The 13,831-nt window shown below is 58.1% G+C and carries 7 protein-coding genes; 4 read left to right on the forward strand and 3 right to left on the reverse strand.

Going from position 1 to position 13,831, the window contains the following annotated elements:
• Positions 1–330 precede the first annotated feature (330 nt).
• Positions 331–747: a hypothetical protein gene (locus ACVIW0_RS05140; RefSeq protein ID WP_461351352.1), complete on the reverse strand. Its 417-nt coding sequence runs from the start codon at positions 745–747 to the stop codon at positions 331–333.
• Positions 748–1,284: 537 nt separating this feature from the next.
• Between ACVIW0_RS05140 and ACVIW0_RS05145 the strand changes: the two genes are divergently transcribed.
• Complete coding sequence (locus ACVIW0_RS05145) at positions 1,285–3,648, forward strand: hybrid sensor histidine kinase/response regulator (RefSeq protein WP_461351353.1); 2,364 nt, start codon at positions 1,285–1,287, stop codon at positions 3,646–3,648.
• A 1,297-nt stretch (positions 3,649–4,945) separates the two neighbouring features.
• The gene (locus ACVIW0_RS05150; protein ID WP_461351354.1) at positions 4,946–6,289 is read left to right on the forward strand and encodes a sensor histidine kinase; all 1,344 of its coding nucleotides are present in this window, start codon (positions 4,946–4,948) and stop codon (positions 6,287–6,289) included.
• A 144-nt stretch (positions 6,290–6,433) separates the two neighbouring features.
• Here ACVIW0_RS05150 and ACVIW0_RS05155 read toward each other — a convergent pair whose 3' ends face one another.
• Positions 6,434–7,300, reverse strand: a complete 867-nt coding sequence (locus ACVIW0_RS05155; protein ID WP_461351355.1) for a transglutaminase-like domain-containing protein — start codon at positions 7,298–7,300, stop codon at positions 6,434–6,436.
• 556 nt (positions 7,301–7,856) lie between these two features.
• Between ACVIW0_RS05155 and ACVIW0_RS05160 the strand changes: the two genes are divergently transcribed.
• A complete protein-coding gene (locus ACVIW0_RS05160) occupies positions 7,857–9,293 on the forward strand; it encodes a DUF1254 domain-containing protein (protein WP_461351356.1) in 1,437 nt (478 codons plus the stop codon).
• Positions 9,294–9,587: 294 nt separating this feature from the next.
• Here ACVIW0_RS05160 and ACVIW0_RS05165 read toward each other — a convergent pair whose 3' ends face one another.
• Positions 9,588–11,054 carry a DUF5939 domain-containing protein gene (locus ACVIW0_RS05165; protein WP_461351357.1) on the reverse strand — a complete coding sequence of 489 codons (1,467 nt, stop codon included), beginning with the start codon at positions 11,052–11,054 and terminating at the stop codon, positions 9,588–9,590.
• A gap of 350 nt (positions 11,055–11,404) precedes the next feature.
• On the opposite strand from ACVIW0_RS05165, the gene ACVIW0_RS05170 reads away from it, so the two are divergent.
• Positions 11,405–13,180, forward strand: coding sequence for an adenylate/guanylate cyclase domain-containing protein (locus ACVIW0_RS05170; RefSeq protein ID WP_461351358.1), 1,776 nt, complete (start codon positions 11,405–11,407; stop codon positions 13,178–13,180).
• Positions 13,181–13,831: the final 651 nt, after the last annotated feature.

The raw sequence follows: 13,831 nt of genomic DNA on the forward strand, positions 1-13,831 counted from the left end.
GCTGCTCGCAGGCGTCGCCGCCGGTTCAAAAGCAGGCCATGGTTTCTCGTCGAACATTATGGCCGCAAACCGAAGTGCTCGCCCGTCCCCGAACCGTCCGTTTGACCGAGAGAAGTCGCACGGCGTGTCTCTTGCGCGTTGATGCGCAGGATGAATCTCCCGAGCCTTCGAAGACATGGGGGCGCATGCATCGCGGAAGGGCCAAGACTGAGGCTCAGGCTAAGGTCCAATCGCGGGCATGTCGCCGGTACAGAGACTGCCCTGCGGCTCACCGAGGTGGAACGTTCGTAAATTGTGGTTGCGCCTTGGCCAAAGGAGCACCACCGTCGTTTATCCAAACCGAGGGTCTTTGCAGTTGTTTGAAGGAGAGAACTCGGCCGGCTCCCGTTCCTTGCCCCAGAGCTTGCCGCCCGCGCGTCGTGGGTTACCCTTGAAGTGAGCATTGCGTTCGCAAAAGTATCGGTCGATAGCCGCTTTAGCCTCATCAATCGATCCATAGTTGCTGTTGTGAATGATGGCCCGAGCCATGCCGCTGAAGACCGACTCGATCACATTGAGGAACTGCGCGCGGGCCGGAAGCGGTGCCGTGTCAATCTGTGGGCCGTTGCTCCCAATACTGACGTTATGGGCATCGATACCCGACCATGCGGCACCGCAGCCTAGCGTCCTGGATTCTTGCGCGGGAAGCTCGGTGGCCTTCCTGTCACTGATACGGGCTTTGGTCGGCCAGCGGTCGACTTCTTCCATAACGTCTCATACGCGAGCCCCATCTTTGTTTCTTACACTGCCGGAACCTGAATATGCTCGCGTGCCGTCCTGGTGCGATCCCAATCACCTAGACGGCGCTCCCGGCGACATCGGTGATGATCGTGGAGTTGACTTATCGAACTCAGCTGCTTGGACAGCTAACGAATTCAGCGATGTACCCGCGAAGTTAACGACGTCGTTCGCGCCTTGGTTAAAGTCATTGATGAAATGATCTCTCGACTAGCAGCGCTGATATTGTAGGTATCCGCGCCACTGCAGCCATAATCAACCCTGCCGCCGCCGATGATCTGGTCGGCCCGCTGCCCATCAAGAACAGGACGCCGCTGCCTCCCACTGTATTACCGCGGTTGAGCGATGTTCAGCCGCAGAAACGGTATTGATTGGCGTGGAAGGCGCTTCGGCTTGCGCAATAGCTTGGCTCTTTTCAGTGCCGCACCGGTGTTTACGGAACCGAATTGGTCGGACGGTGTTTCTGTAGGTTACGTCCTAACCCGCGGGGTCAGGGATAGGATCGGCATGGACACCTCAAACCGCTTCGAAGCCTCACCGACCAGCGACGACCGTTACCGTCTTCTCGTCGAAGCAATCACTGACTACGCGATCTACATGCTGGATCGCGAGGGCCGCGTGACCAGTTGGAACCCGGGCGCCAGGCGCTTCAAGGGGTATGATGCGGATGAGATCATCGGTCGACATTTCTCGACCTTTTACACAGATGCTGAACGGTCGCAGAACGTCCCTGCCCAGGCGCTGGCAGAGGCTGAGCGTACCGGTCGTTTCGAGCGCGAAGGCTGGCGCGTTCGCAAGGACGGCTCGCAGTTCTGGGCGCATGTTGTCATCGACGCGATCCGCTCGCCTGAGGGAGAGCTTGTCGGCTTCGCCAAAATCACCCGCGACTTGACCGAGCGAAAGGCTGCCGAGACAAAGCTGCGCGAAAGCGAAGAACAGTTTCGATTGCTTGTCCAAAGTGTTACCGACTACGCCATCTTCATGCTGGATACCAGCGGCCACGTGGCGAGTTGGAACGCGGGCGCGCAGCACATCAAAGGGTATGCCCCTGAAGAGATCATCGGTCGGCACTTTTCCGACTTCTACACGGAAGCCGACCGTGTTGCTGGGCTGCCGCTTATAGGCCTGGAGACAGCAGCCCGAGACGGGCGCTGGGAGCACGAAGGTCAACGAGTCCGAAAGGATGGCACTGTATTCTGGGCGCACGTCGTGATCGACGCGATCCGGGACGACACGGGCGAGCTCCTTGGCTTCGCCAAGGTGACGCGGGATATCACCGAACGCCGCGAGGCGGAAGCGGCACTGCGGGCCGCGCAAGCGAGCATGATCCGTTCGCAGAAGCTGGAGGCAATCGGGCAACTCACCGGCGGCGTTGCTCATGACTTTAATAACTTGCTTCAGGTCATCAGTGGAAACCTACAACTGCTGAGCAAGGATATCGCCGGCAATGCTAGGGCTGAGACGCGGGTCCAAAGCGCCCTCGCGGGTGTCGCCCGTGGTTCGAAACTGGCCTCTCAATTGCTAGCTTTCGCGAGGCGACAGCCATTGGAGCCAAGAGTCGTGAACGCCGGCCGTCTCATCCAGAACATGGACGAGATGCTTCGTCGCGCCATTGGTGGGGAAATCGAAGTCGAGACGGTGGTCGCGGGTGGACTGTGGAACAGCCTCGTCGATCCAGATCAACTGGAAAATGCGATTTTGAACCTCGCGATCAACGCTCGCGACGCCATGAATGGCGAAGGCCGGCTCACGATCGAGGCAAGCAATGCCTTCCTCGACGACGAATATGTCCGGCAGCATGACGAATTGTCCGCGGGGCAATACGTGATGATTGCGGTAACCGATACCGGCGTCGGCATTCCGCCGGATATTCTGGAACGTGTCTATGAACCATTCTTCACAACCAAGACGGAGGACAAGGGCACGGGCCTCGGCCTCGCTATGGTTTACGGCTTCCTCAAGCAGTCCGGCGGACACGTCAAAATCTACAGCGAGGTCGGTGCCGGGACTACGGTCAAACTATACTTCCCGCGAGCGGTAGCGCGCGAAGACACTCTAGTCGGGGCTCCGGCTGGTGAGGTTCGAGGCGGAGAGGAAACCGTCCTCGTGGTTGAAGATGACGATGAGGTGCGCGAGGTTGCGGTCTCGATGCTCACCGAGCTCGGCTACCGCGTGGTTAAGGCGCGAGATGCGGCAAGCGCACTCGTCGTCATCGATAGCGGCATTCCGATAGACTTGGTATTCACCGATGTCATGATGCCCGGCAGCGTGCGTAGCCCAGACTTGGCGCGAAAGGCCAAGGATCGATTGCCCAATGTCGCCGTACTATTCACATCCGGGTACACGCAGAACGCAATCGTGCACGGCGGACGGCTCGATCCCGGGGTGGAGCTCCTGGCCAAGCCTTACACGCGCGAGGCACTCGCGCGGAAAATCAGACACGTATTGGCGAATCAAGCTCTAAGGCGCGTGGCTCAAGGGTCACAACACTCGGCCAACGCAAAGACTATCAAGGATGCGACCGTGTTGCTCGTCGAAGACGACCCGCTCATCCGCCTAACGACGAAGGAGATGCTGAGCGACCTCGGATGCGAGGTAGAAGAGGCCAGCACGGCACAGGAGGCCCTGAAGATCCTTGATGCGCAACCTGTGGACATTTTACTCACGGACGTCGGCCTTCCTGGAGTCTCGGGGCTGCAGCTCGCAAGGGACGTCGAGGCGCGTCGGCCCGATCTACGCTTGGTTCTCGCAACAGGTGACAGCGGAGTAAAAGCTGAAGCCGCACGACTGGGCGCGCTATTAATCGTGAAGCCTTACACCCCAGAGTCCCTCCGGCAGGGGCTAGAAAATGCGATGAAGAAACGTCGCTGACTAGTTGGACTTGCTTGATGGCTGACCGCCCAATGTAAATAAGTGGATAGCAGATATCTGTCCGCGGGGAGCAATAAGGCGGCGTCGCGTGAGCACCAGCTACAGTGGGAGCCCATCCCTAAAGGCGGTGATTCACTGAGTGAAAGCCGGCCGACACCATGACGTGCGGACCGGCATCCCGACTGCCTTGATTTTTAAGGACGCCGAGATCGCGGCAGACGCGCCCGCAAAATTATAGCGTTTGTTGGAATTCTTGATTGTCTACCCACAGCCTCACTGCAACGAGCGCGAGGGTACCGCTAGATTGAGTTTGGGCGCGCGACTGTCTATGAACCTCTGACTACTCAGGAAGAGCGTTGCGACAAACAATAGAGCAAATGAAGCCGTGGTGATCTGCGAAGACATATGATGACCTCTATGCAGTCCCGATGGCCGCGAGCATCAAGCACATATAACCCGCCGTGATAGCCAGACCGGATATTCGCGCTTCCTTGCGGCCATCCATCTCAGCTCCGTTGGTTGTCCCCGAATGAACCCGGTGAGCGACGCGCGGTTCCAATCAAATCGGGAACAAGTGGCAATTTTGGCTGTGAGTTCAAAGAGGCTTAACGGCCTCATGCTTTTTAAGACGACCCAATGAAGTTGAAGACCGCCGCTCCAGTCATTACTGCGTTCGCTGCGCCGTGATTTGCTACTGAAGCATTCCATGTTGTTCAGGACGCCAAGAACAAAAATGTAGCATCACCTCCTTTGAATCGGGCTCGGGCAGAATCTCGCGCCTTGCGTCAACCACCGGCGACCGACGCTAACCCTAATGTTGCGGATGATTGCGACCGTCGGCTATCGATCGCTCACGATCAGGACCAGACTCCAAGCCATCAATAAGGCCCGGCATCTGGATGTAGGTGACGACGAGCGCCACGTCCTCAGGGCCTTACGTCCAAGCCGGATCGCTCCGGAACAACGACCGCATCCATTCGGATCAGGTATTCGTCCTCACCGATCGAGAACCAACTCTTGGCCAGGTTTGGCAATGCCGCCATTCCAGCCGTTATCTCGCCAGAAAGTCCCGAATCGGTAATAACTTATGCTGATAGCCCACCAGGCGCTGTCCCTGCCGTCCGCCGCCTCGCGGCATTTGTCGTCAATGTTTAGCCAGTCGCACTCGGACCCTCAGGCATAAGGAGCTGCAAGTATTCAAAAGCGGCCTCTTTTGAGGTAAAATGTCCGAACGCAGCCATCTCTCGTCTTTAACTGCGGCCGTCGTAGAGAGAGGCGATGGCGCGAGCGAGGGCGGATGTTGGACGATCGTTTGGATGAGCCTAGTCGGGTCGCGCTTGCCGCGTTGGTTGACGCCATCCCACAACTTGCGTGGATCGCAGACGCCTCCGGCGACAGGTATTGGTACAATCGTCGCTGGTACGAGTACACGGGCACTGATTTCGAACAGATGCGCGGCTGGGGTTGGCAGAAGGTTCATCACCCCGACCATGTGGATCGCGTCGTCGCGAAGATGAAAGCGTCATTCGCAACCGGAACGCCGTGGGAAGACACATTTCCATTGCGGGGTAGGGATGGCACCTATCGATGGTTTCTTGTGCAAGCGCTCCCGTTTCGTGATGCTGCGGGCCAGATAGTTCGTTGGTACGGAACGAACACGGATATTACCGAGCGCAGAGAGATCGAAAGCGCGCTTCGTGATAGCGAAGAGCAGCTGAGATTACTTGCCTCGATAGTCCACTCAAGCGACGACATCATCGTAAGCAAAACTTTGGATGGCATCATCTCGAGCTGGAATGAGGGTGCCGAACGCGTGTTCGGTTACTTGGCGGCGGAGGCAATCGGACAGCCCATTACAATCGTCATTCCCAAAACCCGCCATGCTGAGGAACGGGAAATACTGTCGAAGGTACGGCGCGGAGAACGCATCGAACATTTCGAGACAATTCGTCAGCGTAAAGACGGTACTCAGATTGTGGTCTCTTTGACTATTTCTCCAATCAAGAACAAAGCGGGCGTTATCATCGGCGCTTCTAAGATCGCTCGCGATATTACCGAGCAGAAACGAATACAGGAGCGAATTTCCGTGCTTGCACGGGAGGCCGAACACCGAAGCAAGAATGTGCTCGCCAATGTGAGCGCTATGGTCAATCTGTCGCAGGCCGATTCTGTCGATGAGCTAAAACGGTCGGTGCAGGGACGCATCCAGGCTCTCGCGAACGTTCATTCGCTTTTCGCAGCGAGTCGCTGGACCGGAGCGGAACTGACGCTGATCCTCAAGCAGGAGATGGCCCCCTATTCATTTGGCGCGAATGATCGCGTTCGCACGAACGGACCGCAAGTATTGCTTGAACCGGACCTGGCGCAAGCGATTGCCATTGTCGTCCACGAATTGGTGACGAACGCTTCTAAATACGGCGCTCTATCCACAAGCCACGGCTGTATTGACGTGACGTGGTCCGATTCCGACCGGAAGTTGCAGCTTGTCTGGGCTGAGAGCAATGGTCCGAAAGTGGAGGCGCCGAGGCATACAGGCTTTGGCAGCAAAATCATTCATGTAATGGCTGTCGAGCGAAAGGGAGCCGTGACTTTTGATTGGCGTCCCGAGGGTATGGTATGCCGGATTAGTTTTCCGCTTTGATCGTATGTCGGCGACGACCTGCTCCTCAAGGTACGCTCACGGATCCTTGGAGCTCAATGTGAAGCGCAGCGGCGCGCGTTCTGCGATCACCTAGCCGGTAAAGCTGAGCAGGCGCTGGAGTGTCAAGGCGCAGGAATATCCCAATCAGGCAAACGCTGCCTCGCGTCCAGGGGGAGCATGATTGCACGTCTGCTGCTCGTTTGGCGTGGAGCGTTCTTCGGTGATGACGGCAAAGCTCGACAGTTGCGCGGGTCCAAAAGCCGTCGATATAGCAACGTCCGCAGCATCGCGGCCTCGCGCAATCACAATACGACCGATGCGCGGATGATTGTGTCGAGCATCGAAGGTGTACCATCGGCCGTCAAGATAGGCTTCAAACCAAGCACTGAAGTCCATTGGGGCAGGATCTTTTGGCACACCAATGTCGCCGAGATAACCTGTGCAATAACGAGCGGGAATGTTCAGGCATCGACAAAGTGTGATGGCTAGATGAGCAAAATCCCGGCATACGCCTCGTTGTTCGTCATGTCCCTCGGCGGCTGTTCGGTCGCAGCGCGCATGGTGATAGCCGAACTCGAGCCGGTTATGGACATAGTCGCAGACGGCCTGTACTCGTTGCCAGCCGCCGATGATGGTGCCGAACTTAGACCAAGCAAAATCGCTGAGCTTTTGCATATCGCAGTAGCGGCTACCGAGCAGGTAGATTAACGCGTCGTCCGGCACTTGATCAATCTCGACCTGCCGGGCATCAGGGGCGATCTCATCCGGTCGGCCGCTATCCGAAATGATGAAGCGATTGTGTATCTCAATTAGGCCGGCTGGCGCGGTCAAGCGCGTGCATATATTGCCGAACGAATCGCGATAATCGCGATGCGCGACATCGGGAGAAAAGCTGACTTTATGTTGGGTCAACAAGTCGGCGTGCCGCGACGGATGAACGGTAAGCATGAGGACCATGGGCACGTCTTGAAGGCAGTGGAAGGCTATATCGTAACCGGCTTCGATTTCCATGGTCTTGCCTCGTTGCGTTGGTGTGCAATAAGTTGGATCAACGCAGCGGGTTCCAAATCCAATGTGCTGAAAAGACAGGCAAACATCCCGCCGCGCGGAGGGGACAGAGAACCAGCTTTCCGTGAAGCTCTTATTCTGTTTCCATAACATCGGATGTGCCGAGCTCGCGTTCTATCAGGCTGCCATGCCGCCGCTGGCGTCGCCGGCGCGCGCAGACACCTCGCGAAGAACGGCGTGCGGCCGAGAGTTGGACATTGCATCTTCAGAGATGCGATCAGCAGTACCTGGCCTTTGATCAATAGCGCAAACGTGCCTAAGTGACCAACGCAGCGCAGGTAATCATGTCAGCTTTTGGCCCCGTTGCGGGACATCGGGCGAGCTTCGACCGATATCGCTTTCTGAAAAGACGACGGGCGGTGAGCCTCTGGTTGACAACGGCCCGGTAGACAACTGTTGGTCTAAATCTATAGGATGGCTTTGCGTAGATACTTATTTCTAGATCCTGAGCCGGGTCGATCGCCTCCAATGTTTATTCGGAAAACCGAAGGGTAACTGCATGAACGCGATTAATCGACGGATTTTTCCCGCTGTTAGCCTCGCTATATCGATTTGTTTTGCGGCTACCGAACCATCGCGCGCGCAATCCATATCAGCTGCGGAAGCGCAGCAGATTGCCACCGATGCCTATGTCTACGGCTATTCGCTGATCACGACTGAAGTAACCCGCGTGCAGATGAGCAACGTGCCCAAAGTCGAGGGGTTCACAAGTCCCACCGGTGAGTTCGTCAACGTTCCTCGCTATCCGCCTGCGGACTATCGTGGCGTTTCCGCGCCCAATGCCGATACGCTGTATTCCGTTGCCTGGCTCGACCTTACCGAGCCGCAGGTATTCAGCCACCCGGATATGGGCGATCGCTTCTATCTTTTTGAAATCACCGATCTGTGGATGTCGGATTCCGAGCACTCGCCGAGCAAGCGAACGGCCAGCGGCAAGGCCGCCAACTATCTCTTCACCGGCCCGGGTTGGAAGGGCGACGTTCCGGCGGATATGAAGCATTTCCCGATGGCGACGCGTAACATGGTCATTCTCGGTCGTACCTATGCGGACGGCACCGAGGGTGACTACAAGGCCGTCAACGCGCTGCAGGCTCAATACAAGATCACGCCGCTTTCGTCGTGGGGCAAACCATACACGCCGGTCGCGCCTCCGGTGAATCCTAATCCCGGCTTCAGCATGACCGACAAGCCGCAGACGGTCATTCTCGCCATGGGAACGGAGGGTTACTTTAGTTTGATGGCCAAGCTCATGGCTTCTACGGCACCTGCCGCCGCGGCAGATGCACCGATGCTCGCAAGCATGGCGAAGATCGGCATCGTGCCCGGCAAGCCGTTCGAGATGAGCAAGCTCGATCCGGCAGTACAGGAAGCGTTGAAAGACATCCCAAATATCGCTCTAAAAAAAATCGAGGCTAACAAGGAAAACCTCGGTGGGATCGTCGACGGCTGGTCGGTCACGAAGGGTCTCGGCACTTACGGTCCCTCTGATTACATGAAGCGCGCAGTTGTGGCGGCCTTCGGTTGGCCCGCAAATCAGGAGCGTGATGCGGTCTATCCGAATACCGAGAAGGACTCGACAGGACAGAAGCTGAGCGGTGCAAACAAATACACATTGACGTTTGCAAAGGATGCGACACCACCCGTCAATGGCTTCTGGTCGTTCACCATGTACATGATTGACCAGGGCTGGTGGTTCGTTCCCAATCCGCTGAACAGATTCACCGTGAGCATGCGCGACAATCCAAAGTTCGATCCGGACGGCTCGCTGACCCTCTACTTCCAGAACGAGTCGCCGGGTGCTGAAAAGGAGTTGAACTGGTTGCCGGCGCCCAAGGGCGATTTTGTCCTGATGCTGCGAATGTACTGGCCCAAGGACACTGCCCCTTCGATCATCGACGGAAGCTGGAAAGTGCCGCAGGTGATCAAGGTTGACTGAATAGAACAGCTGAACTCCGCCGACGCGAGACCACAGCGTCGGCGGAAGCATTTTTAGTGCCCGGAGCTTTGCGAGCACTGTAGGCGTCGCTGCGGATGTCAGTTTTTGGGCCATTTCCGGACGTTCACACCGAAGGGGGGCGACGGTCATCTCTGATGGAGTTCACTCATCGCCCGCTCCTTAACATTCTGACGCGTGTTCAGGGTCGGCTGGCGATCCCAGTAGGCGTCCACGAAATTCCCGAAGCACAGTCTGATCGAAACGGTTCATGGAGCGGATTTGCGAATCTCGCCCCTACGATCGACCAGTAACGCGATAGACTCGTGCGCTCCCCTCGACACCGCGCAGCGGCGCCTCGAATCCCTCGACGTGCCGGGCCGTCAACAGCTCACGAACGCCGGGCGCTGTGAAGAGTGCCTCCGACAGACAGATTTCGCCGGCATCCGCGAATGATTGCACTCGCGCCGCTATGTTCACGGTCTGGCCGAAGTAGTCGAGATTGTCGTTGAGGGTCACGGCAATGGACGGCCCGCAGTGTGCGCCCATCTTGAGAATGATCGCTGGCTGGCCGTGCTCGCGGTTGAAGCTGCCGATTTCCTGCAACATGTGGAGCGCCGCCGCCACCGCGTCGACCGGCCGGGAGAACGCCGCCATTACGGCGTCACCGATGGTCTTCACGATTGCACCGGCATGCTTGTGGGCAACTGCATCGAGCAGGGCGAAGTGTTCCCGCACCAGCGCGTAGGCATTAAGATCCCCGAGATGCTCATAGAGCGCGGTCGAGCCTTTCAAGTCGGTGAACAGGAGGGTGACCTGCCGGATGCCGAGGCCTTCCTCCTCGTCCACACGCTCGGAGCGGAAGAGCTTGCGGAAGGTCTGCCGCGTTAACAGCATGCCGCCGGACACGTAGGGGTCGAACTCGAGCGTCGGTTTCTCTGGCATGGTCACTATCTCTGGCGGCCAGTTGATCAGAAGTAGCGAGCCGCGCTTGGGGCCGGTGTTGCTGACCTCGAAGACCGCAGGCCCCAACGGCAGGGCCGAAAGAGCGGACGTGAAACGCTGCCCATCGTAGGTGACGCGTACAATCGTCGGCGTGTTGGGCGCCGACCCGGCAGCCGCAGATGAATCCACGACCGGTAGCATGAAGCCAGCCTGCGTCTGGACGTTGACGCCCGAGAGAGCGCCGGGTCCAATCTCGGCATACTGCGTCGTCGTCACGCTGGGTGGCAGATATGTCATGCCGCGCACGAGGGTACGCAGGACATCAACAAATCGGGTTTGTCCGCCCGGCAGCCGCCCACTGTCGGCGAATTTCAACTTCCAGTGCAGGTCTTCAATCGACAGGTTGTCAACGTCATGCAACGCGAGGCGCCGGACTTGCGGCGAGACGGAGAAAGAAGCCTCGATAAAGTCGTCAAGGTCCGTCTGACCGTCGATATCGCACAGGCCGCAGACGAAATGGCTTCGGAGCGCGCGGAGCTTGCCGAAGCTTTCCAACACCAGGCCGGAGTGGGGGCACAAAATGTCCCAATGCAGGTCGACCAACCCGGCGCGAGCGGCGTGGAGGAACAGATCGATCGACTCAGGCTCGGCCACGCCGCGATCACGCGCAAAGGCCAGGGGATTGGCGCGGTAGACACTGACCTCGTCGCCGCTGCGGATCAGCGTTTCGAATTTGGAGATGACGCGCGGGCTCCAGGCACGGGCCTGCTCGATCTGGGTCATCCTGGCTTCAAGAAGCCGTTCGTCAATGGATGTCATCGCCAGCTCTCGACGGTAACAATCTGTCAACTTCGTCGACCGTTCAGGCTATCAGCCGCCGGGCCAGCTTACAATCATAACACAGTGGCAACAGTTGCTGCTGACCATCCGGCCATGTCGTATGGGTCAAAAGCGCCCTTTGAGCACGCCGGAGCGCTTCCGGTTTACTCTGGCTTCGGGCATGTCGCTGCGATGCGCCAACGGAAGCGATGGGCCAAGTGCCGACCTCCAAGACCCCGGGGTGAGCCCAGCACACCTCTGTCAGGCTCGGCCCCAGAGCAGGCTCGAGCCTGGCGAGCCATGCACCGCCGCTGCCGTTGGTGTAGAATACCCGCTCAAAGGGCACCGCCATGGTCACTTCTCAGCAGGGTCGCATTGATCGCCGACTAGCCGCCATCCTGGCCGCCGATATCGCCGGTTATAGCCGGTTCATGAGTGCCGACGAACTCGGCACAGCGAGGGCACTCCGCGAACATCGCGAGGCAATCGATCCAATCATGGCGAGCCATGGCGGTCGCATCTTCAAGACAATGGGCGACGGCCTCCTCGTGGAGTTTCCTTCCATTGTGGCCGCAGTCGAGTGCGCCTTGGCGGTCCAGAACCTCATGGCGGGACGGAACGTCGATGTTCCGGAGGATCGGCGAATGTTGTTCCGGATCGGTATCAATCTTGGCGACGTGCTAATTGAGGGTGACGATATCCTCGGGGATGGCGTCAATATCGCCGCCCGCCTCGAAGGCATTGCCGAGCCGGGCAGCATCTACATCTCCGACGCCGCGTATCAGCAGGTGCGCGACAAGCTTGATGTGATTTTCGAAGATAGAGGCGAGCACCAGCTCAAGAATATAGCGCGTCCGGCGAAAGTGTACCGAGTGAAGGGCGCAGGTGCGGCAGCGAGCCCACTGCCGACATTGTCGCTTCCGCAGAAGCCCTCCATCGCTGTGCTTCCATTCCAGAATATGAGTGGCGATCCGGCGCAGGACTATTTTTCCGATGGGATTGCAGAGGACATCATCACCGAGCTTTCGCGGTTCCGATCGTTGTTCGTGGTCGCGCGCAATTCGTCGTTCTCGCTGCGTGGCAAGACGGATGTTAATGAAGTTGGCCGCCGGCTCGGTATCCGATACTTGGTTGAAGGCAGCGTTCGCAAGGCCGATAAACGGGTGCGGGTCACAGTCCAACTCCTTGATGCGGCAAGTGGCAATCACCTGTGGGGCGAGCGCTACGACCGCAAGCTTGAGGACATCTTCGTAGTCCAGGATGAGATCACCCGAGCCGTTGTCTCGACCCTGCCAGGCAGGCTGGAGAACGCCGACCGCGACCTCGCCAAGCGCAAGCAGACTTCGAACATCACCGCATACGATCTGGTCTTGCTTGGTAACGAACGATGGCGGCGTCTGACGCGGAAAGACCTGGCCGACGCGCTGGATTATTTCCGCAGCGCAGTGGCCCTTGACTCCCATTATGCGCGCGCCCACGCGAACGTGGCCTGGACGCATGTCTGCAACGTGTTCCTCGAGGCCGCGGACGCGTCATCGCTGGACGAGGCGCTGCGACATGTGGAGATAGCCCTCGACATCGACGACAGTGATGCCTGGTCTCACGGTGTCTTCGGGCAATTGCTATTCCTGCTCAAGAGGGACGACGAGGCCGAAATCCACTTCAAGCGCGCGCTTGAATTCAATCCCAACGACGCAGACGTCGCCGCCGTCTTCGGCAATGTTCTCGTCTACTGGGGAAGGTGGCGAGAGGCGCTCACATGGATCGAGACAGCTAAACGTCTCAACCCGCTGCCGCCTAATATCTACCATTGGTACCACGCGCTTGCCCTCTATTCGGCACGCGAATACGAGCAAGCCATCAGAGCGCTTCGAGAGATTCGGACCCTCGACCGCTGGTCGCATTGCCTGCTGGCCGCCTGCTATGGGCAGATCGACAGGCTCGACGAAGCCCGGACTGAATTAGACGCGTTTATCGGGGAACGGGAGCGCGAATTGAGGGAGCGAGGCGAAGCGCTACCGCTGAGCCGTCTCGACCTTGTGCTGTCGCGGACGGACAGATACCGAGATCCTTTGGATCGCGAGCACTTTCTTGTGGGTTTGAGGAAGGCGGGCCTGACGGGTTGATGCGTTCCTCCTAGTGGATTGCATCCTCACGCGCTGAGCCGCAAAGTTCGCCAAGTCAGAAGAGACAGACTGGGCTGGGGGAGGTGATCAGCGTGATCGCTGGTAACGATGAAATGACCGAGTTAGCGGCACGCGAGGTCCCCTATGGATCACAAAGCGACATCCCCGGGGTAGGGGGCACGTGTCGGCTTTGCCCTCGGAAGCGGACATCACCGGCTTTATGAGTGGTCGCTCTTACAGGACTGAAAGCGCATTCCTTTAGGGGCAGCAACTGTCCGGGCTGGCGGATTCGGGCTAATTTGCATGGCCCAAGTGATACCGAGAGCCCTGGAGATTCGGATGTTCTCCCTACCGAGGGCACCCCAGCCGCAGCAGAAGAGCAATTCTTTTTCTAGATTCTCTCCCTCCACCGAGAAGTGTTCGGGAAAGCTCCTAGATCGGCGGGAGCACTCTTCCTCCAACCGGCCGAACCCAAGGGAGCAGCGTGTCAACCTGTCAACCGTGTCAACCCAGAATCTGAGATCTGCGGCTAGTGATATTTCGGGGCGCGCTTGCACCGTATACCTGCGGTTGCGCAGCGCCCACCCATTTGTTCAAAAGCAAGTTTGCATTTGAAGGAAGCCTGATGCCTGTCGCTATATCGCCTTCCTA

Source organism: Bradyrhizobium sp. USDA 4454 (genome assembly GCF_054822705.1).

What these genes read in the sequence shown, in the direction of transcription:
- ACVIW0_RS05145 (WP_461351353.1), top strand. Translation starts at nt 1,285, where the DNA reads ATGGACACCTCAAACCGCTTCGAAGCCTCACCGACCAGCGACGACCGT.
- ACVIW0_RS05150 (WP_461351354.1), top strand. Translation starts at nt 4,946, where the DNA reads ATGTTGGACGATCGTTTGGATGAGCCTAGTCGGGTCGCGCTTGCCGCG.
- ACVIW0_RS05165 (WP_461351357.1), bottom strand. Translation starts at nt 11,054, where the DNA reads ATGACATCCATTGACGAACGGCTTCTTGAAGCCAGGATGACCCAGATC.
- ACVIW0_RS05155 (WP_461351355.1), bottom strand. Translation starts at nt 7,300, where the DNA reads ATGGAAATCGAAGCCGGTTACGATATAGCCTTCCACTGCCTTCAAGAC.
- ACVIW0_RS05160 (WP_461351356.1), top strand. Translation starts at nt 7,857, where the DNA reads ATGAACGCGATTAATCGACGGATTTTTCCCGCTGTTAGCCTCGCTATA.
- ACVIW0_RS05170 (WP_461351358.1), top strand. Translation starts at nt 11,405, where the DNA reads ATGGTCACTTCTCAGCAGGGTCGCATTGATCGCCGACTAGCCGCCATC.
- ACVIW0_RS05140 (WP_461351352.1), bottom strand. Translation starts at nt 747, where the DNA reads ATGGAAGAAGTCGACCGCTGGCCGACCAAAGCCCGTATCAGTGACAGG.